This is a genomic window from Candidatus Villigracilis saccharophilus, from assembly GCF_016711665.1.
In genome coordinates, this window is record NZ_JADJSO010000074.1 from 41304 (window position 1) to 62708 (window position 21405).

Below are 21405 nucleotides of genomic sequence, written 5' to 3' on the forward strand. Positions count from 1 at the left end.
TCTGGCGTTAATTTGAAAGGGTTGATTTTTTGATCGCGCGTTTACGGGGCAATGCATATGAATTATATCTCTCCTTTTTCAACCAGCTCTAAAAACATTTTTAAAATAACCGGATCGAAATGACGGCCGGATTCGTTGCGTAAATACTCGATCACCTTATCTTTGTCCCAGGCTTTTCGATAGGGTCGATCATTAGATAGCGCATCCCACACATCGATCACAGCAAAGATGCGGGCTGTTATGGGAATGTTCTCTCCTATCAATCCGCGCGGATAGCCGGTTCCGTCCCATTTTTCATGGTGGCAGAATGGGATCTCAAGAGCTTTTTTGAGATAGGGTATTTTGGACAATAAATCGAAGGCAACTTGCGGATGGTGATTGACAATTTCGCGCTCGTCAATTGAAAGAGGTCCCTGCTTTTTTAGAATTTCATCAGGAATTGCCATTTTGCCTATGTCATGCAGGATGGCGCCGCGGCGGATGTCTAAAAGATCCGACTCTTTCATCCCCATTTTTCTTGCGATAATCACTGTTGTTTCTGTCACACGGCGTGAATGTCCTTCTGTTTCCTTGTCCCGCAGTTCCAGTGCGTTTGCCCAGCCTTCAAGGGTTGTATCGTATGCTTCCGCGAGATTTTCCTCTGCCTGCTTGCTTTCGGTAATATCGAGAATGGATACCAGCACCCTGCCCCACGTTTCTTCATATCCCGGAGCGATTGTGCCATTGATGATCAAATGTATTTGAGCGCCATTCCGGCTTGGGCGGGAAATGGCGACCTCATAGTGTTTTGCTCCTTTAATAAGGAGCATTAATTCATCGGTGAAACTTCTGTATTCCCCAGGTTCGATCAATTCACTAAGGCGGACTTGCAGTGCTTGTTTGTTAGTGACGCCGTACCACTTTACAGCGGCTGTGTTGACATCCACGATGCGCACCATTTCTGCCAGTTTTTTTGCTTCCTCGAGGTTTTGATCTAAGAAATTTACCAGATCCTGAATCCCCGAATTCTTTAACTGATCAATATATTTTTTTGCTACCGAGTAATCCTCTTCCAAAAGAGGAAGGGGTGAGTCTTCAAAAAGCGTGCGGAAACGGTTTTCGCTTTCCCGAATTATTTTCTCTGTCCGTTTATGCTCGGTTATTTCGATAAAGGATGCCACCCATAATTTTTTGACAGGGCGCATCAGAATTTCAGTAGTATGGAGCAGCCCGTCCTTGCCGGTGATCTCGTATTCCCGCAATGGCGTAGTGGCTTCAAACTGCCGGGCGGTGGCTACGTCTTTTGTCCATTGCTTAACGACTTTTTCGCGATGTTCGGGATTCGGATATGCTTTCAGCATCCACTCCGGTATGGTGGACATATCCTCCAGCGTATAACCATAATTTTCAGTGAATTTATGGTTGACCGTGAGGATGTTGCCTTCCGCGTCCGAGATACTGATCGGGATGGGGAGGAACTCAATTGAGTCGCGGAATTGCGCCTCTGAGATCTTCAAGTTTGAGAGCGCTGCCTCCAATTCCTGTGTGCGTTTCTCAACACGAACCTGAAGTGACCTGTTGAAAACGACAAGGATAGAAATGATGAGGAGGGTTAGTGCGATCCCAATGCCTAGATAATATATGATCTCATCCAGATTTTTCGGATACTGCTTTCCAAACCAACGGTCGTTGATCGTCTGATATTCCCCTTTGCTTATGCTTGAAAAGCCATGATTCACGAGAGCGAGAAGTTCCGAGTTTCCTTTTTGGACCGCGCGATGGAATTCACCGCTATATAATGGCTCGGAATAATGGAAATCATTTTGGATATTATATTTTTGTAAAAAATAGATAGCAGGTGGTTCGTCAACTACAAAAATGGCTTCATCTTTTCTGGATGCCGCCTGAATGATTTCCTCGTAGCTGTTGTAATACACCAGATTGGTCACGCCCTGGCTGATCAAATAATCGGCATTCGCGTCTCCCGCTTTCACTGCAACTCGAAATCCTTTGAGGTTGCCCGCATCCGCCAACCCCAAAAAATTACTTGGGTAATATATATTTACATTGATCTGGGTGTAGGGATCTGTGAAATCGTAAATTTTGGCGCGTTCTTCTGTTAAGAATATCGTATCAATTACATCGAACTCACCAGCTTTCATTCCTGCGAGCGCTTTATCCCAGTGCAGCCCGACAACCTCAACTTTAACATTGGTATGTGTTTCCCAAGCCTTCCATTGGTCAACAAGGATACCCTGCATATCTCCATTTTCATCCATAAATGCGTAAGGCGGGTAATTGTTATCCATCACAACACGGATGCTTTTGATGGATGATTGGGTCGTTGGTATGGTCGCGCAGGATGTCAGAATGGAAACCAACACCGCTACCAAACATAATTTCACCCAAATCATTAAATTCGACTTGGGTGAAATAAGCCATTTTTTATTGGCTGTTAAAGTTGATAATGGAACAAAGACTCTTGTTCTTGCGGTTTCCAACGCGAAATCTCTCCAATATTTAAGGAATATTTATATGAGGGAATAATTCGGATTTTTTCCCAGCGCGGCCTGCTGCTGTTTACTGATGCTTGATCGCCCTCCACACTCTTTCGGGGGTAAGAGGAATTTCATCCACATTCACGCCAATGGCATCCAGGATGGCGTTACCGACTGCAGGAGCGACCCCGTCCATGGGAATCTCGGCAACAGCTTTGACTCCGAAAGGATGGCTCGGTTCAAATGTCTCAACGAAAATTGTTTCCAGTTCTGGCATCTCGTCAGCGCGGAAGAGATGGTAGCGGTCAAAGTCACGTTCGTAGGCGCGGCCTTTGTCATCGTAGCGCATTTCTTCATTGATGGCATACCCAAGAGCCTGGGTCATTCCGCCTTCGATCTGACCTGACGCTGTCTGCGGGTTGATGATGATGCCTGAATCAACCGCCATCACGAGTCTGTCCACAGTGACCGCGCCTGTTTCAGTGTCCACAGTCACTTCGGCGAATTGTGCCGCGTACGGAGGCGGCGAGACATGCGAGACGTAGCTCGCCACGCCCATGATCTGTTCCTGATTATTTTTGTGCAAACTATCCAATGCGATCTCAGCCATGGATACTGACCGTCCATCGGGAGCGATAGCTTGCCGATTTTCCAGCTTGATGTCATCATGTTTGTCAAGTTTCAGGATCATCGCCGCGCGGACTCGAATCCTCTCTGCCACGATCTTGGCCGCATTGACAGCCGCAGTGCCTGAGATATAAGTCGTGGATGATGCGTATGCTCCTACATCAAACGGTGTGAAATCTGTGTCGGATGAGTAGCAGATCACATCTTCGATCGGAACGCCCAAAACTTCCGCCGCCATTTGCGCGAGAACTGTATCCGATCCAGTTCCCAGATCTGTTGCGCCCACGAGCAGGTTGAATGAACCATCATCATTCATTTTGATGGATGCTCCGCCCATATCGAGATACGGAATGGCCGTGCCTTGCATAACCATTGCCACACCGATACCCTTGCGGAGGGACGGTGGACGGTGGACGGTGGACGGTCTATGGTCTTCGGTCCATCGTCCAGAGTGCCATTCTTCGTTTCCAAACTTATCATCCCAGCCTATTGCAGCGCGGGCTTGCGCCACGCATTGCTCAAGGCCGACAGTCTGGATGATCTCAGGGCGCGGCTCACGTCCTTCATTCCATGCCACTGAAAATGGGTGATATTCTCCAGCGTGGATTGCATTCTTCAAGCGGAAGTCAATTGGGTCAAAGCCCATGGTGCGCGCGATCTTTTCCATGTGACGGTCAAGTGGCCAATATCCTTGCGGCACACCGTAGCCGCGGAAGGCTCCAGCGGGTGGCGTGTTGGTGTAAACCACGTCTGCATAAAAGCGGATGTTCGGCGCTTTGCGATATTCTCCATCGCCAACATATAACGCCATTGCCTTGTGACCGGTGTTGCCAGTCACTGTCAACGCATGACAGCCGTATGCACCTGTATCAGATAGCGCATACATGGAATTGGCTGTGATTGTGCCATCTCTCTTTACGCCAGTTTTCATTTGCACACGCATCGGGTGACGTGAACGCGCGGCGATAAATTCCTCTTCGCGTGTGTATTCGTACATCACTGGCTGTTTGGTGGCAATCGTCAAATGCGCGGCTACATCTTCCATCAACACTTCCTGTTTGCCGCCGAAGCCGCCGCCGATGCGCGGTTTGATCACGCGGATTCGCTTCACGGGCAGGCCCAATACTGGCGCCATCATTCTGCGCACATGGAACGGTACTTGTGTGGATGTGCGGATGACCAATCGGTCATCTTCGTCCCAATAGGTCACAACCACATGCGGCTCGATGTGCGCCTGTTGAACTTTTGGCACTTCGTAATTCGCTTCAAAGATCACATCTGCATCTCTGAAACCTTTTTCGACATCGCCAATGTCAATGCGGATATGCGCCGCCAGATTTTTGTCAGGATTGGAATCTGCAAAATTTACATACTCAGGTTCGTCATGGATCTTTGTGGTGCTGGTCATTGATTCTGTGGAGTTCAAAATCGCGGGCAGGATTTCGTATTCGACATCGATCAACGCGAGCGCTTGTTCTGCGATCTCGGCAGTTTCTGCGGCGACGAATGCCACTCGGTCACCAACGAAGCGGACTTTTTTATCCAGCGAAAACGCATCCAGCGGACCGGGGATCGGGTCTGACTGCCCTGCAGTGGAATATACGACCCGCGGCAGATCCTGCCACGTGAGGACTGCCGCAACACCATCCAGCGCCTTGGCTTTGCTGGTATCGATATTTTTAATTAATGCGTGCGCGTGCGGTGAATGTAAAACTTTTGCGTGCAGCATTCCGCGCTTTTCGAAATCTGCGGCGAAGGCGGGTTTGCCTTGCACCAGTTTGACCGCGTCCACTTTGATCTCTGGCTTGCCGACGGTTTGGTAGGTCTTTGATTCGGGAGCTAAAACCACTTTTGGCCGAACCTGCACACCCGTCAGGTTTGAAGCGGGGGCGTCATCTTGAGGGGAGTCATCTTTGGCGTGCCGAAATCCCATTGAATGGAACCAAGTTCGAGCGGCGCATCGCCCCTTAATTCTGCAGCGGCTTTCAAGACAGCCTGCACAGGTTTGAGATAGCCCGTGCAGCGGCAGAGCACGCCAGAAATTGCCTCGCGGACTTCGGCTTCACTGGGATTCGGATTCTTTTCAAGCAATGATTTCGCGGCGAGGATTTGCGCGGGCGTGCAGTAACCGCACTGGATCGCGCCCGATTCAACGAACGCCTTTTGCAGTGGATGCAGGCCATCGGTCAACTTCCAACCCTGTTCGGGATGTTCACCAAGCGCTTCGATGGTGGCGATCTTGTGACCTTCAGCCTGCGCGGCCAGCAGTGATCCCGCGTTGACAGGTTTGCCATCAAGCAAAATCGTATCCGAACCGCTCAAGCCGCCTTCATCGCCAAACTTGACTCCGTGGAAGCCAAGTCCGCGCAGGGCGGAGAGCAGGGTGGTGGATGGGGCGGTATCAATGTTGTAGTCAATGCCGTTGATGTGTAGTGTGATGTTCATAGGAACTCCTGTTGCGCTGCTAAATTATTTCAACCGTGATTGTAACTCTTGCAGATGCTCAAGTATGTCGGGATGGAGATCGAATTTTCGCGCTTGTGATACTGCATTTTGTACAAATGTTTCCAGTTCTTTCAGATTAATATGGCCGCCTTGAATTAAAAAGACCAGGTCTTCCAAGTCACTATCCAAACCACGATCTACTTTGCTGAGCGCGATGCTGTAAGGGTCTGCAACATAAACATTCAAGTTCCCAAATTGGGCGATGGGGATGGCACGCTGTTCGCTTCCTTTTGGCAGGGGAATGAAACGTTCGATTGGAACGGGTTCAATCTGAATTTTCAATTCGCTAGCGATTTGGATGATCTGGCGATGCAATTCATTTGGGTTAACATCGTCACCGACAAAGTCAATGTCCACAGTCAAGCGCGGACTTCCAAGCAGGATCAACGCGCTGCCGCCAATCAGAGTTAAGCGGGAAGCGGGTGGAAGACGTTCTCCCAATTGGGTCAAAACAGTTTGAAGTTCTATATAGTCCACGATTACGCCTTTTGTAATTCCATTTGTTTTAACCAGACTTCTGCCGCATGTTCATACGTCCCAAGCCAATTGACGAATTGGCCGCTCAGGATTTTGTGCCGTCTTGCAAGTTCTGCGAGAGCCTGGTCGGGGTTTGTCTCTGGCAGAACACCTAATTTGCTGGAAAACAAATCTGGCAGTTGGGGTTGTTTTCCAAGGATACGGATTAATCGTTCCTGATATTTTCTTTGAAGATATACGGCGGCGGTATAGTAAAACCGAAGCACATATTGATTTATTTGCGACGAAAGCGATTTATCTGCGTTTTCAACCTCGGCGGAGAATTCAGGGTGGCGCAAGAAGAAGGGAATCAGAGAGAAGCGCACACGCGCATTTGCACTCTGTGCCAGTCCTGCGATGAGATTCGCGGGGGCAAGCAAAGGTGTTGCGCTGAATTGGCGTCCCATCAAGAATCGCACATCCCGTGCCCAGAGTTCGGAAACCAGTTGGTCTTCAAGTGTTGGGGTGTTCATTTACCTTCCACGATTTTAATATCATCCTATGACTTTTATTTTCTACAAAACCTTCGTAACCTTCAATCCAATATTCGCGGACTCAATCGCGCTTTGTGAACCGATCACCGCAACGGCATCTGATTGCGCGACCTTTTCCAAAATTTCACCGAAGGCAATAAAATCTTCGCCGTTCGTGGAAAGAATTTGGTCGCGGGTCTTCTGTCGCATTTCATCGGTGCGGCCAGTGAGATAACGCATCAGCGAAGTATATCCCTTTGCGTCTGGTAATTGATAGGCATCCAGGTCACCGATGGCGGCGATGATGGCTTTGGTTAATTCCGAATCTGAAAGTCGTGACGCATCAAGGTTCTTCAGGAATTCGGCAGACTTGTCGTAGTTTTCCAATGTGCCCGCAAGGTTGGGGTCGCGATACGATATAAAGGTTATCACGCCGGAGCGGTCATCGAAGACCGAGAAGGCTCCGTACGCGCCGCCGAGGATTCTGATCTTTTCCCAAAGATGTGTCAGGCGCAAATATCCCAAAATGACCTCGACAGAGCCGTCGTGTTGATAACCGAGTTCATACAGGTTCGCGCCTTTGCCAACGTAGTTGACTTGCGCGGGGATGGTAAAGCCTTCTTTTTGGGTTGAAGGGTGAAAGTTAAAGGGTGAAAGTTTTACATTCTTTGACGGGATTTCTGCGAGGAATGATTCAAATTGCGGTTTGAATGTCTTCCAACTTTCGCCGTCGAGAGTCACATTGCAGATCAGCGCGTTGCGGTTGATGAGCAGATCGCGGATCTTCTCAAACCGCTTCAACACCGACTTCCATTTTTTATCAATGTCATTCGCGAGTTCGCGCAGGGCAAACAAATACGCGATGCCTTTCATCTGGTCATTGGCCCAGCCCGATTCATTGAACTGCGCGCGCAGGCGTGTGTTCACGAAACTATGTCCGCCGGGCACCAGCCCTGATTCGAGCCCAGCCTTTTCTTCCAACACCATTTGTTTGAGTCGTTTGCGGTTATCGAAATTTGTTTTGAGGAGCACATCTTTGAGGATGTTCAACATCTCGGCAGATTGCGCTACTGTGGATTTGCCTCTGATAAACAGCTTGATCACGCTCTCTCTTGACCCGAGAGCTGTCACGCTGACCGCATCGGCATAGATTCCGCCCGTGCTTTTCCCGATCCGCTGCGACAGTTTGGTGTAATCTTCGGTATCTGTCCCCATCTCGAACAGCGCGCGCCCGAAGATCTCCGTGAGCGGAAGCAGGTCTGCGGGGAGGGCGTGCAGATCAAAGCCGAGATCGAGATAGACGATCCCATTCGTGAATAGATCATGATAGAGCGTGGTCGTATCCTGCAATTGCATTTCTTCCACTGGGACAGAGTTGCTCTTTTTATCGAGGTCTTCCAACTTTAAGAAGGGCAGAGTCTCCAATGCTTCATTTGAATTTGGTGTCTCCTGTAATTCTTTGAGCTTCTTTGTCTGTTCCACCAACTCAGCAATTTGACTTTCATTGAGCGCGGAGCGGATCGCTTCCAGCCGCGATTTTTCATCTTCGTCGAAACGGCGACCCAATTCAGGGTCAGGGGTGAGGCGCAATATCGTGCGGTGCGCATTGTCCAGCAGGTGAGTCTGAATCAACTTTTCAAAATAATTCTTGTCGGCAGACAATCGTGTTCGAATCTCTTTGAGTGAATCTTCGAAGCCGAGCATCTTGAAAGGGGAGTCGTCATACAGCCAGGTGGTGAGGGCGCGCAGCATGAGCGCAATGCCGCGCGGGAACGAGCCTGTGTTGTTTTCGCGCAGACGGAACTCAGCGGTGTTGATCGCCGCCGCGATGGTGTCGGGGTCGATGCCGTCGCGCACGAGATTTTCAAGCGTGGTGAAAATGAGTTTTTCAATTTTCTTCGCATGACGCGCGCGCGTGCCTTTGAGACCCGTCGAGAAAATCATCTGACGCATGTCACTTTCCAAACCGAGGCCAGCTAGATCTTCACCGAGACCTGAATCCATGAGCGCCTTCTTGAGCGGTGACGCGGGCGTGCCGATCAAAATGTTGGCGAGAATTCCCATGCTGAAACTCAAGACTTCATCCGATGTGTCGGGCATTAACCAATTGACCACGAGATAATTTTTGTTTTCAAGTTCCGAGTCACTGCCCGCGTCGTAAGCGTATTCAACTTTCTTGGCGCGCTTGAACGGCTTGGCCAATGGAACGGCAGATTTAACTTTCTTTTTCTTATAACCTTTGAGATAACCTTCCATCAACTTGAGGCGTTTTTCAGGATCATCATTTCCGTACATAAAGATGAACGCGTTGGATGGGTGATAGTAGGTCTCCCAGAAATTTCTGAAATTCTCGTAAGTAAGGTCGGGGATATGACGCGGGTCGCCGCCTGAGTCAACTCCGTAAAGGTGTTTGGGGAACAGTGACTCCATCACGCGGCTTTGCAAAACCCCGTCGGGTGATGAGTACGCGCCTTTCATTTCGTTGAAGACCACGCCTTTATAAGTCAGCGGTTCATCGGGATTGTTGATCTCGAAGTGCCAGCCTTCCTGCATCAGCGTTTCCCTCGTGATGAGCGGATGCAGAACTGCATCCATGTACACATCGATCAAGTTGTAGAAATCCTGCAAGTTCTGGCTCGCTACGGGATAGCAGGTCTTGTCAGGAAAGGTAAACGCATTGACGAATGTCGCCAGCGAGCCTTTCAACAATTCCACGAACGGTTCCTTGACAGGATACTTTTCCGATCCGCCCAAAACAGAATGTTCCAAAATATGCGCCACGCCCGTTGAGTCTTTCGGCGTCGTGCGGAAGTTGATCGAAAACACTTTGTTCTCGTCATCATTGATGATTGAAAGCAGCCGCGCACCCGTGCGTTTGTGCGCGTACAGTTTTGCCGTGGAGTTCAATTCGGGAATATATTTTTCTTCAATAAGGTTAAATGCCTTGGACATTTGGTCTCCTGTTTGTTTGTCAAGGTTTGAAAGTCAAAGGTCGGACTTTTGACCTTAGACCTTCGACGCTCTTATCTTTTCTCTCAACTCATCGATCACTTTCAACTTGCCATTCTCTTTATACAACCACATATCCCAGCCATTGACCGCGCCGCCTGCCAGCGATTTTGCCATTGAATGGATCGAACCAACTTGATCTTTATATTTCAAATGTCCATTCGATAGAATTACAACGCTGATGGATTTATCTTCTTTAAAGAATAATTTCTGGCCCGCACTTAAGAGGCCCGCCTCAAGCAGCGCCCCAAACGGGACCCGTGCCTGATTCCGTTTCTCGGGCAGAGTCAATGCCTCGGCAGGGGACTGCTCAACAGCGTCGATGCGCTTCTGAGCCACCTTGACATATTTCTTATCACGCTCGATGCCGATGTAATTTCGTCCGAGCTTCTTCGCCACTGCGCCAGTTGTTCCGCTTCCAAAGAATGGATCAAGGATCACATCCCCAATATTACTGCTGGACATCATCACACGATATAACAGCGACTCTGGTTTCTGGGTTGGGTGAGCCTTTGTACCGTTGGATTTGATGCGCTCTTTTCCAGTCGCCAACGGCAGAACCCAATCCGACCGCATTTGCAGATCATCGTTCAAGGCTTTCATCGAATGATGATTGAAAATATATTTTGCGCCTTTTTCTTTTGCGCCCAGATCATGGTCTCATGTGCGTTGGTGAATCTTACGCCGCGAAAATTTGGCATCGGATTTGTCTTCAGCCAGATGATGTCATTCAAAATCCAAAATCCCAGATCCTGCATGATCGCGCCAACGCGATAAATATTATGATATGAGCCGATGACCCAAATCGTGCCCGTCTCTTTTAATACGCTTCTTGTTGCGGATAGCCACTCTTGCGTGAAATCGTCATACTCTGCAAAGCTATTGAACTTGTCCCACTTGTTATTGACCGCATCCACCTTGCTCAAGTCGGGACGATACAAATCATTTTGAAGTTGAAGGTTATAAGGGGGGTCGGCGAATACCAAATCCACCGAATTCTCTGGCAGTGACTTGAGAATCTCGATGCAATTACCTTGCAATATCTGGTTCAAGGGGAGTGTCACAATGCGATTATACACGCATAAGAAAGCAGATATGAATAAAAAAACGGACGGGATTAACCGTCCGTTCACATAGAGGCTGGCTCGTTTTGGTCATCCCTTTATAGAATTATAGTTTTGTCTGTTGTTATTTCTTGATGCGGCATATTTATCGTACATGCGTTGAAAGATAATGGCGTCACCGGAACTTAATCCGATAATTTGAAAACCGATCTTGAATGTATTAGGGACGATGTTGTCCGGCTGACACCAAATACTGCGCGCAGAAAATATCAGCGAAGATTTATTGGAGATATCCCCGCTAAGCTCGATATGAAGGCGAAAATCCTTCCCGACGGATATTGATTTTTCGCTATCCAATTTAAATCCGCCTGTACTAATGTCCACCAGATAGCCGACCAAACTTCCGGTGCCTGCATCAGTCACTTTCATGTAATACGTGAAATCGCGGCGTTCCACTTTTCTTTGTTCGTTGACCATGGTATTCACCTCATTCCATCATTTACATAATATTATAAAAAAGATTCGAAATCAAGAGAAACTACCTAAAAGGACGATCTTTGGAAAGTCGATTGTCTTGTGAGGCTGTCTGCGGTCAGATTATACCTTCATAGAATCGAAAAATAATTCATTGGGCCGTTTGGAAATCCTGTTGAATCTCAAACATCTATAGTGATCGTTGTGAATGAGAAACGGGGCGGGTAAAACAGAAATTTTCTGCCCCAGAAGTCCATTAACTGCTGGGTGTTCATTTTATATATTTTGGGGGTGACTTGGCTGTGTTTATTGACAGGCCATGGGTCAGCCGGGTTAAGCAATAGCCACTGCAAGGTGGCGCTGTCGTATCCTATGAGTATCATTGTATGAGGGGTTCCACCCATGAGCGCGTGTAAAACATTGTACCTAAAATTTTTATTGCTTCGATCAAGTGTTGTTTGCCAGGCTCCATGGATGAGAATAAGGCTGCCCTCACGCAACTGATCAATAATATCATGGAGTTTATGGCCGGCACTCAACTTCACGCGAAACGATTTACCGTATTTTTTTTGTAGACCGCGCGCAAAATCCTTTAAAGTGATGACTGCCTGCCAGGGCGTCATCATTCCGGGCAATGGACTGTGGGTTGAAAACCTATATCGCCAACCCCGCAAACCGATGGTATCCAGGTGGTGTGTGTATTCTTCAATACTTTGATTGCGTTCAATGGGATGACCATGCTGGGAAGCCAGCCAATCTTTGATCATGTTCATGCTGATCAGAGTAGAAGTGGTGACGCACTCATTTGGAGTTGGTCCGTAACCCTGACTTTGAAAATAATATAGAAAATAGGAACTTTTTTGTGGCGGGTTTTCAGCGGACGAATCAGATATCCATGGAAAATGAAAGGCGATCGGCGGCATTCCCCAAACCTGCCCTTCGATCAGTTGCGGCGGCTCAGCTGTCCAGCGGTTTCGATAGAGTGCGTCAAAAAAAGAGTCCAGTCGTTGAGTAACTTTCTTCCAAAACTGACCTTGGCCTGGGTTTTCTGAAGCTATTTCGCTGGTCAAGTTGGGTTCGTCTTGTTCCAGGTTGGACATACTGCCTCCAGTAAAAACCGATAAATATTATGGAACAACGCCACTATATAAAAATGATTATACTCATTGAGCAAAAAAAATCAATTCTTGGTATCTAAAATCGAATGCCCCATTTGTAATGGGGCATTCGATTTTATGCTTACTTAAAGGGTATCTTTGCATCTTCTTGCTAACACTGCTGCGATCTCCATCCGATATTCAGCAGATGCCCATTCATCCATCGCTTCATGATAGGCGTTGCGTGCTGCGGCTTCGAGACCCTCGTCTTCTGTTCCGTCCATTGCCAGAATGGGACTCTTGCCGTAACCGCCAAGGGCGAGGCGTGTGCGGCCTGAACCCCATTGAGTCACTGCGGCACAGATAATGGGTTTGTCTGCGGGTGTGCGGGAGACAAATTCAAAGGCAAATTTGGTATTGAGCGGTAGGATGATCTTTGTGATGAGATTCGTTGGACGCAGTGGAAGATATTCACCAATGTTCGATATTTGGTATTCGATTTTTGAATGATCAAATATCGCCTTTTCGATTTTTGTATCCATCGCCAGCAGTGCTGTTGCAAATGGCGAGCGTCCGTCGCTTGCGACGAGTGTGCCTGCCACAGTTGCCGAGTTGCGGATGTTGATCGGTGCTTCGAGTTTGATGGCGGTCTTTAATGTTTCGGGACAATTTTCATTTTCAAGTAGTGATTGTAGCGTACATGTTGCACCAATTTCGAGGTCGTTGCCTTTTTTGGTTAGCGAATCCAAGCCCAAAGCTTGAAGGTCAACCGCTTGGACAGAATCAGTTGTTGGCTGGGAGAGAAGCGTGCCTCCTCCAAGCGGAACTGTGTTGGGCTGTGTCAAAAGAGTCAAGGCTTCTTCCAATGTTTGCGGGCGGTGATAAGTTGTGATCATGGTGTGCCTCCGTGAAATTCTTCTGTATTATACAGGCTTATGGCGATGGCAGAGTCATTTTAAATTTTACAGCGAGCAAACGCAAAATAAAAATGGTAATTGCGCCAATGGCCGAAGCGAAAAGAGTGTTGATATGAAACCACGTGAGGATGATAAATATCCACGTGCCGATGAATGAACATGTGGCGTAGAGTTCAGTGTTGTTACGGAAAACGTTGGGGATTTTGTTACATAACAAGTCGCGCAGGACACCGCCAAATATGCCTGTGACGATGCCCATAAGGACGGCGACAATCGATGAGAGTTGAAGTTGAAGCGCATAGGTCGCGCCGAGAATACTGAACAGGCCAAGGCCGACAGCGTCTGCGATGATGAGTGGCGTGTTTGAAATGCCCTTGACGCGGTAGAACGAGATGGCTGCTGAAACAAAAGCTGCGACGGTCAGCCACGGGTCGATGATCCAGAAGACAGGCGTGCGGCCAAGCAGCAGGTCGCGCATGGTGCCGCCGCCAAAGGCTGTGACGAATGCAATTGTGGTTGCGCCGACGATGTCCATTTCATGTTTGCGCGCTTCGAGTGCGCCTGAGACGGCTGATGCTATAACGGCGATGTAAGTAAGGAAGAGCAGAAGTTGATCCATCATAAAATTTTACCGCCATCTCATCAGATGGCGGTAAAGAGCTTGTTTAGCCCGGTGGAGTGTTAGGGGCGAGTTCAGGATAAAGGAATTCGTCTTTCAGTGCCTGGATAAGGATCTCAAATTCATCACCGTTGCTGTAGTGACCATAGAAGCGCCACACAGGCTGGAGGTATTGGGCGTCAGCACCTGCATTTGCATCAGTCATGGAATAGATCGGATTTCTGATGTAGTATGCCAGATCCACTTTTTCTATTGTTGCAGTTGGTGGAATGGAATTATTATTTGGAACACCTTCCATAATATAAGGTTGATCGATGGAGGTTTCATATTCCATGGGCGTTCCATCTTGCGGATTGAATACGAGACCGCCGGTAAAATATCTGAACGCAGGATAGCCAGCATAGGTTTCGTTTGGAATGACAAAACCTTCAATGAAGAGCTGCGGCTGGGTCGGATCAATGCCTGGGTCCACCATTAAATCCCCTGCGGGGAGGAGTTGAATATATTTTTCTCCAGCATTTGTGGTGAAAAGAACTGCGGTGTTACCATCCAATTCAATATTTTCTTGCGTGCCTTGTAGGACTTGGATTTCGATATCTGGATATGGGGCTTCGTAGCTTTCAACTTTTATAATTGGCCTGCCAAAATTGTCGTAGCGGTCGATAATGCCCCAGATGTCCACGGGGCGGTTGTGGTATTTTTCCAGGTTACTTAGTTCATTACCTTCTAAAAGCATATAAGGAATTGGGCTATCTTCCTGTTTGAGAATAAAGCCATATTCAACGCGTTGACTGCCGTTTGAACTGCGGTAAATATTAACTGTAAAGAGTCCGCGTAAGCCTTCAAATCGTTGGCCGATATTAAGTTGTCTGGGGATGATAAGTACCTGTCCAATAAATATTCTTGATTCGGATAATCCATTTATCTGCATTAATTCTTCGGTATTGATGCCATGAGATTCTGCAATGGAAGTGAGTGTATCCCCTTCCTGAACGATATATTCGCTTCTGTCTGAGATTGGAGCAGGTGTTGGAGTTGGGAATGACGCTGGCGTTCCACTCAAATTGAGCTTGTAAAAACTTGAGCCGCCGCCTCCACCGCCATTGCCTCGGAAAATTTCCATCATGCCGAATTGTTGACTTGGAGCAAGGATTTTTTGGAAGGCTTCTTCTGCCGTGCGAATGCCAAAACCTTCCAATGGTTCAAGGTTTATCTGGTAACCTGAAAATATGATGTTTCTGTTGTCATCCAATGTGATATCGAATCGCAGCGGCGTCATGTAATCAAAGCTTATTTCATATCCATCAGGAGTGAGCGGCAGGATACCATATTGGCGGCCTTCATTTCCAATTGCCATTTCAATATTGTAGGCAAAGTTGAACTGATACTGTTTGAGGAAATTGTCAATGATGGCTAGTGCTTGCCCTCCTGGAAGTTTCCCTAATGTGAAATTTTCAAAATCAGAAAAGTACGTGAAGTAGTGATCCGAGCGGACTGTTAACTTTTGTTTGCCGTCTATGATGAGATAATCAAAGTATCCTGAGATTTCGCCCGGTGTCTCGGTCACTTCGCCATTCAATCCGAATTGTTGCGCCAGCGCGCGGGCTTCATCCATTGTCGCGGGCTGACTCAGCTTCAGCGAATACACCTTTGCTTCAGCAGGTGACTCAGGTAATGCCTGTGAAAGAGTCAGCTTTGTGTCGCGCCAATCATAATTTTCGTCATTTGCGATAGGCGTTGATGGAATGGGTGTGGAAATTTCCTGTATTGCAACAGGCGTTGGCTTTACTCCTTCAAACAATACTTCAGTCACGAAAGTCAGTGACGATTCTCCGACACGCCCGGTCACTTCCCAACAACCGGTGGTGGGGAATATCAAAGCGGAGACTTGGAATCCAGTATCACCGTACCCATCCGGGATGTCAGCGCGAAGCGGTTCCGCCTCTGCGTCCAGCCGGTGACCTTCGATCGTCAGCGCGCCAGTCACAGCCCGCACCCAGCCCCACTTCATGCTGAGCGAGCCATCGGTTTCCTGATTGTGCTGCTCCATCATCACCTTGCCATCAGGCCAAAGAACTGTCCACAATTCGCCGTTGCCTAGATATTCTGGCGATTCAACAGTCTCACCGGGCGGCAGGCTTCCGTTCGGTTCTGTCACAGGACAAATGAAACCATTGCCTGCGGCAGGTGTGCGCGATACCAGCGAACGGGTTGCCCAACTCAACCCGGATACCAAAATAACCAGCGCAATTGTCCAGCCTAAAGTTGGAAAAATATTCTGGCGCAAAAACGCGAATAGGTCAGGCTTTGGTTTATGCGCGGCAGTCAGACGTTTTTCAAGTTCATGTTCAAAAACCATATTTGGTTTGATCGCTTGTGCGGTGTTTTCAAGCAGCTCAATTATTTTTTTATCTTTGGGATTCATTTCTCCACCTCCAATGCAAGTGAAGTTCGTTCGCGCAAGTCTTGTAATCCGCGTGCAACCAGCATTTTGGCAGCCGCCTCGCTTTTGTTTAGAACGCGGCCTGTTTCGGCCATGCTTAACTCACCGAAGAAACGCAAGATTAGTGCTTCGGCTCTGTCGGCGCTGATCTGTTTCAGGGCGCGGGAAATGGATTCGATTTGCAAGCGAGAGAACGCCGCTTTATCAGTCGGCAGGCTTGGACTTGGAATATGAAGCGCCGCTTCGATCGGGACCTCGGGCTTGCGTCCGCGAAAAAAGAGGAATCGTTTCTTTGAGGCGATCCCCATCAACCACGCCGCGAAGGGAGCATCTCCGCGAAACGAGCGGATTCCCTCCAGCGCGGCCATGAAAGTCTGCGAAGTGAGATCTTCGGCATCTTTCACATTGCCGGTGTGTGCCGCATGATAACGATAGACGCGCGTCACATGGCGCCGATATAACTCCGCAAAAGCATCCGCATTGACTGCGGCTTCTCGCGCAAGACTTAATTCGTCAGCGGGTGTGCTTTGTGTTTTTTCAGTCATGATTGTGATCATAGACCTCCTGTCTTTAATAGGTTACAGGAGGCAGTCAAAAGGTAACAGGGAAAAGATAATTACTTGGTTCCCCACTCGTGCTTTTGGAAGGGTTTAGGGCTTCGGGGGGCTCGAAAACAGTTTGCGAGGCAGTTCCGACCCGGCCGCGCAGCGACGCGGACCACACGGAGACCGGGAGATTTTCGGGCGCCCCGGGGGCCGAACCCTGAGGGGACCAACACCCGTTTTCTTCCACCGAGCACTTTTCACTCAAGCAGGTTTTTCATGGTCAATCAGGATAAACCTTCCAGCCCAATTCATCCAGCTGTGACATATCCAATTTGCCCTGTGGCACGTTGATATGAATCGCATTTGCCTCGGCCAGCAGTTCTCCGCTTTCATCGTAAATTCCCGCCCATGCTTCAACAAACTTTTTTCTATCCTTAATCGCTTTGCCAACGATCTTCAAAGGTTTCCCAACTGGAACATTCTTGCGATACTTCACTTCGAGTTTTCCAGTGAACATAAAACGCGGCGCATCGGCGCTGCCCATGAACGCGCGTCCGCTGGTTTCATCTAAGATTGCTGCAACAATCCCGCCATGTAAAACTCCGGGGTAGCCTTGAAAATGATCAGGCGCGGTATATATGGTTTCGACAACACCTGGCTCGGTTTCATAAAAATGTAGATGCAAGCCGATTGGATTTTCCAATCCGCAAATAAAACAGTGACGTGAGTTGGGTTGTTTGATTTTGGACATGCGCGGGATTATACTCCGCCCATGAAAATATTCATCACCCGCATCATCCCTGACCGAGGGCTGGCTCTGGTCAAGGAACATTTTCCAACTTGTGACATTTGGTCTGCCGATTTGCCGCCTGCGCGCGAAGAGCTTCTACAACGAGTTCGCGGCGTGGATGGACTGCTCTGCCTGCTCACCGAAAAAATTGACGGCGAACTGATGGATGCAGCTGGTCCTCAGCTAAAGGTTATCAGCAGTATGTCAGTTGGCGTGGATCATATTGATGTTGCCGCAGCCACTGCCCGTGGAATCCCGATCGGTAATACGCCTGGTGTATTGACAGATGCCACGGCTGATATGGCTTTTGCCTTGTTGTTCGCGTCTGCGCGGCGAGTTGTGGAAGGGGAGAAATACGTCCGTTCTGGAAGCTGGAAAACATGGAATCCTAAACTTCTGCTTGGCGCGGATTTTGTCGGAGCGACTTTGGGGATTATCGGTTTCGGGAGAATTGGTCGGGCCGTGGCAAAACGCGCCCAGGGATTTGACATGCGCGTGATCTTTTACGACCCGACCGCTCAACCTGCATATGGCGCAAATCCCGTTGACATTGATACATTATTGCGTGTGTCGGATTTTGTCTCGATCCATGTGCCGTTGACTGAAGGGACTAGACATCTGGTCAATGCGGAGTTTCTTGCGAAGATGAAATCAAACTCTATTTTGGTGAACACTTCACGCGGCGGAGTGGTGGATCAAACTGCTTTGTATGATGTCTTGAAATCCAAAAAGATTTTCGCCGCCGCGTTGGATGTCACCGACCCTGAACCTTTACCGATGGATCATCCCTTGCTCGAGCTGGGGAATTGTCTCATCGTCCCGCATCTTGGCAGCGCGAGTCAACACACACGGAATATGATGTCCCTGCTTGCGGCAGAGAATTTGATCGCGGGCTTGAAGGGTGAGCGCTTGCCGAATTGCGTGAATCCTGAAGTGTATGTGTAATTTAGTCATGGGATATTTTAGAAATACTTTTGAGCCCGAGGAGTTAAATGTTAGCAAGCCTGAAAAAAACATATGATCAATTTCCGCCCACATTTTGGGTGGTTGCTGGTACTCACTTTATTGATGTGATCGGAAATACATTGCTCATGCCATTTTTTGCCTTATATGTAACGCAGAAATTTGGGGTAGGCATGACTCAGGCGGGAATTTTGCTTGCAACGAATTCAATTGCAGGTCTGATCGGCAGCACGATCGGAGGCGCTCTGGCAGACCGCTTTGGCCGGCGCGGCATTATTTTGTTTGGATTGGTCGTCAGTGCCTTGAGTGGACTTACACTTGGTTTTGTGAATAAGTTTTATTTGTTCTATAGTGTAAATATTTTTGTGGGGCTATTATCGAGCGCCGCATATCCCGCTCACAATGCCATGATTGCAGATATTCTTCCAGCAGAGAAACGCGCTGAAGGCTTTGGTATGATGCGTGTGATCTCAAATTTTGCCTGGATCATTGGTCCCACCATGGGCGGCTTTCTGGCGGCGTATAACTTCCTTTATTTATTCTTAGGGGATGCTGTGCTTAGTATCATCACGGCTTTGCTTGTATTCCGCCTGTTGCCGGAAACAAAGCCCCAGCCCAAAGAGAAGGCGGAAGAGGAATCGATCTGGCAGACTTTGAGCGGTTACCGTGTCGCACTCTTGGATCGTCCATATTTTGCATTCATTTTTGCATCTATTTTGATGATTCTTGTCTACCAGCAAATGTACAGCTCATTGTCAGTCTACTTGCGTGATGTCCATCATGTGGATCCCCAGTTCTATGGATTGATCATGTCATCCAGCGCGGTGACCGTTGTGCTTTTTCAGTTTTGGGTCACGCGGGTCATCAAGAAGTATCCCCCGTTTTTGATGATGGTGGTCGCGACATTCTTTTATATGATCGGCTTTACCATGTACGGATTTGTAGCCACGATCCCCTTATTCATTCTTGCCATGGTGATCGTTACCATAGGCGAGATGGTGGGTATGCCAACCAGCAATGTACTGGCGGCCTCCTTCGCTCCGGAAGAGATGCGTGCGCGCTATATGGCGGTATTTGGCCTCACATGGACTGTTCCTTCCATGATCGGTCCATGGGCGGCGGGTTTGGTCTTTGATAATTACAACCCGAATTATGTTTGGTATATCGGGGGTGTTCTATGCGTGGTTGCCATGCTGGCTTTTTATTTCCTGCATATTCGGCTTGGTTCCAAACCAAAATTCCAGCCTGCCAAGGCGGATTGATCATTTTTCTCCCCAATGCATTCCGATCGTGCCGAACATCAAGCGTTTGAAATCCACTTTCTTGAAGCCCGCGGCGATCATGCGTGCAGCAAGCTGCTCAGCCGTGAGGAAGTTTTCTGTGGTGTCTGGTAAATAATTATAAGCATCGCGTTCCCCTGAAAGCAGACCGCCAATGGTGGGGATGATGAAGTGCATGTGAATCCAGATGAACGGCGAGAGGATATTCTTCTTCGGGCGCGTAGTATCAAGGATCACGATCCTACCACCGGACTTGAGCGTGCGATATTGTTCCTTCAAGGCTTGTTGAATATCTGTCACATTGCGCATCAGAAAACCTGAGACAACCGCATCGAAGGTGGAATCTTTGAACGGCAGGTTTAACGCATCCGCCGCGGAGAATTGCAGGCTGCCGCTTTTCTTTCCAACTCTCATCATCTCTATTGTAAAATCTGCGGCAGTAACTTTCGCTTGCGGCTCCTGCAAAAGGGCCTCGCGTGCCAGATCACCGGTGCCAGTTCCCAGGTCAAGCAGTGATGCGTTGGGTTTTAATCGCGCAAGTTTTATGACTTGCTTTCTCCAGCGGATATCCTGTCCGCCGGTCATGAGTCGATTCATCAAATCATAGCGATGCGCTATTTTTGTGAACATGGATTGCACGTACTTGGAACGTTCCTGTCCTGTGAGGTTGGTCATAGTTGGCCTATTATAAACGCTGAAAGTTCGTTATACTGCGCGGCTATGGAAAAGCAAAACTTATTACAAATATGGTGGCTTGCGATCCGTCCGCGCACTTTACCTGCCGCCGCTTCCGGCGTGGTGATGGGAAGCGCGCTGGCATGGCGCGATGGCTCATTTAATTTTTTGCCCGCGCTTGCGGCATTGTTCGTGGCGTTGCTTTTACAAATTGGAAGTAATGTTGCCAACGATGTTTTTGACTTTGAGCGCGGCGCGGATACGGCGGAGAGACAAGGCCCGTTGCGAGTCACTCAGGCGGGATTGCTTACGCCTGCACAGGTCAAGCGCGGCATGTGGATCATCTTTTCTCTGGCGGCTTTGTGCGGACTCTACCTCGCAGCGCTTCGGGGCTGGACCGTGGTCTGGATCGGCGTCGCGGCTATTGTCTCAGCGATAGCATATACCGGCGGGCCATTCCCGCTTGGCTATTATGGACTCGGTGATGTATTCGTGTTTATCTTCTTCGGCCTTGCCGCAGTAGCAGGGACATATTTTGTGCAAGTGGGCTCGGTCAGCGCCGCCGCGTGGTGGATGTCTGTGCCGATCGGGTTGATCATCACTGCAATCTTGGTGGTCAATAATTTGCGCGACCTTGAGAATGATCGCAAGGCAGGCAAATATACATTGGCCGTTCGTCTCGGCGAAAAAGCCACAAAGATAGAATATGTTCTGTGCATGGGGATTGCATATTTGCTTTTGGCAGTTCTTGTAATTTTGAAAATTATCCCTGTCGCTTCATTGCTGGCATGGCTTTCACTTCCAGTAGCGATCAAAACTTTGAGAACAGTATTCACGCAGACGGGTCGTCCGTTGAATGCCGCGCTTGCCGGGACAGGTCAGACCGCGTTGTTGTATAGCCTTTTGTTTTGGGTGGGAATGTTGCTTTCGT

Annotated in this window: 17 protein-coding genes and 1 pseudogene; 3 read left to right on the forward strand and 15 right to left on the reverse strand. The window is 48.6% G+C overall.

Going from position 1 to position 21405, the window contains the following annotated elements; translation table 11 throughout:
• Positions 1-62: 62 nt before the first annotated feature.
• From IPL17_RS23425 to IPL17_RS23490, 14 genes and pseudogenes are all read right to left on the reverse strand, one after another.
• Positions 63-2480: a transporter substrate-binding domain-containing protein gene (locus tag IPL17_RS23425; RefSeq protein ID WP_345309510.1), complete on the reverse strand. Its 2418-nt coding sequence runs from the start codon at positions 2478-2480 to the stop codon at positions 63-65.
• Positions 2481-2559: 79 nt separating this feature from the next.
• Positions 2560-5037 (reverse strand): molybdopterin cofactor-binding domain-containing protein, encoded by a 2478-nt coding sequence (locus IPL17_RS23430; protein WP_345309511.1) that lies wholly within the window; start codon positions 5035-5037, stop codon positions 2560-2562.
• Positions 4977-5549, reverse strand: coding sequence for a (2Fe-2S)-binding protein (locus IPL17_RS23435; RefSeq protein WP_345309512.1), 573 nt, complete (start codon positions 5547-5549; stop codon positions 4977-4979). The genes IPL17_RS23430 and IPL17_RS23435 overlap by 61 nt, the downstream gene beginning before the upstream one ends.
• A 24-nt stretch (positions 5550-5573) precedes the next feature.
• A complete protein-coding gene (locus IPL17_RS23440) occupies positions 5574-6086 on the reverse strand; it encodes a nucleotidyl transferase AbiEii/AbiGii toxin family protein (protein ID WP_345309513.1) in 513 nt (170 codons plus the stop codon).
• 2 nt (positions 6087-6088) lie between these two features.
• The gene (locus IPL17_RS23445) at positions 6089-6598 is read right to left on the reverse strand and encodes a hypothetical protein (RefSeq protein WP_345309514.1); all 510 of its coding nucleotides are present in this window, start codon (positions 6596-6598) and stop codon (positions 6089-6091) included.
• A gap of 42 nt (positions 6599-6640) precedes the next feature.
• Positions 6641-9550, reverse strand: a complete 2910-nt coding sequence (locus IPL17_RS23450; RefSeq protein WP_345309515.1) for an insulinase family protein — start codon at positions 9548-9550, stop codon at positions 6641-6643.
• Between the two features lie 54 nt (positions 9551-9604).
• Positions 9605-10671, reverse strand: a pseudogene (locus IPL17_RS23455) (site-specific DNA-methyltransferase).
• A gap of 90 nt (positions 10672-10761) precedes the next feature.
• The gene (locus tag IPL17_RS23460; protein WP_345309516.1) at positions 10762-11148 is read right to left on the reverse strand and encodes a PilZ domain-containing protein; all 387 of its coding nucleotides are present in this window, start codon (positions 11146-11148) and stop codon (positions 10762-10764) included.
• A gap of 179 nt (positions 11149-11327) precedes the next feature.
• Positions 11328-12245, reverse strand: coding sequence for a hypothetical protein (locus tag IPL17_RS23465; RefSeq protein WP_345309517.1), 918 nt, complete (start codon positions 12243-12245; stop codon positions 11328-11330).
• A gap of 143 nt (positions 12246-12388) precedes the next feature.
• Positions 12389-13138, reverse strand: a complete 750-nt coding sequence (locus IPL17_RS23470; RefSeq protein ID WP_345309518.1) for an FAD binding domain-containing protein — start codon at positions 13136-13138, stop codon at positions 12389-12391.
• A gap of 37 nt (positions 13139-13175) precedes the next feature.
• Complete coding sequence (locus tag IPL17_RS23475; RefSeq protein WP_345309519.1) at positions 13176-13781, reverse strand: trimeric intracellular cation channel family protein; 606 nt, start codon at positions 13779-13781, stop codon at positions 13176-13178.
• Positions 13782-13824: 43 nt separating this feature from the next.
• On the reverse strand, positions 13825-16203 hold the full coding sequence (locus IPL17_RS23480; protein WP_345309520.1) for a LysM peptidoglycan-binding domain-containing protein: 2379 nt from the start codon (positions 16201-16203) through the stop codon (positions 13825-13827).
• Positions 16200-16766, reverse strand: coding sequence for an RNA polymerase sigma factor (locus IPL17_RS23485; protein ID WP_345309521.1), 567 nt, complete (start codon positions 16764-16766; stop codon positions 16200-16202). The genes IPL17_RS23480 and IPL17_RS23485 overlap by 4 nt, the downstream gene beginning before the upstream one ends.
• 280 nt (positions 16767-17046) lie before the next feature.
• The gene (locus IPL17_RS23490; RefSeq protein WP_345309522.1) at positions 17047-17517 is read right to left on the reverse strand and encodes a PaaI family thioesterase; all 471 of its coding nucleotides are present in this window, start codon (positions 17515-17517) and stop codon (positions 17047-17049) included.
• A 21-nt stretch (positions 17518-17538) separates the two neighbouring features.
• Between IPL17_RS23490 and IPL17_RS23495 the strand changes: the two genes are divergently transcribed.
• Both IPL17_RS23495 and IPL17_RS23500 read left to right on the forward strand, forming a co-directional pair.
• The gene (locus tag IPL17_RS23495; RefSeq protein ID WP_345309523.1) at positions 17539-18501 is read left to right on the forward strand and encodes a D-glycerate dehydrogenase; all 963 of its coding nucleotides are present in this window, start codon (positions 17539-17541) and stop codon (positions 18499-18501) included.
• Positions 18502-18548: 47 nt separating this feature from the next.
• A complete protein-coding gene (locus IPL17_RS23500) occupies positions 18549-19781 on the forward strand; it encodes an MFS transporter (RefSeq protein WP_345309524.1) in 1233 nt (410 codons plus the stop codon).
• Here IPL17_RS23500 and IPL17_RS23505 read toward each other — a convergent pair whose 3' ends face one another.
• A complete protein-coding gene (locus IPL17_RS23505) occupies positions 19782-20474 on the reverse strand; it encodes a ubiquinone/menaquinone biosynthesis methyltransferase (protein WP_345309525.1) in 693 nt (230 codons plus the stop codon).
• 45 nt (positions 20475-20519) lie between these two features.
• On the opposite strand from IPL17_RS23505, the gene IPL17_RS23510 reads away from it, so the two are divergent.
• Positions 20520-21405: 1,4-dihydroxy-2-naphthoate polyprenyltransferase (locus tag IPL17_RS23510; protein ID WP_345309526.1), on the forward strand; the 886-nt coding region annotated here is incomplete at its 3' end.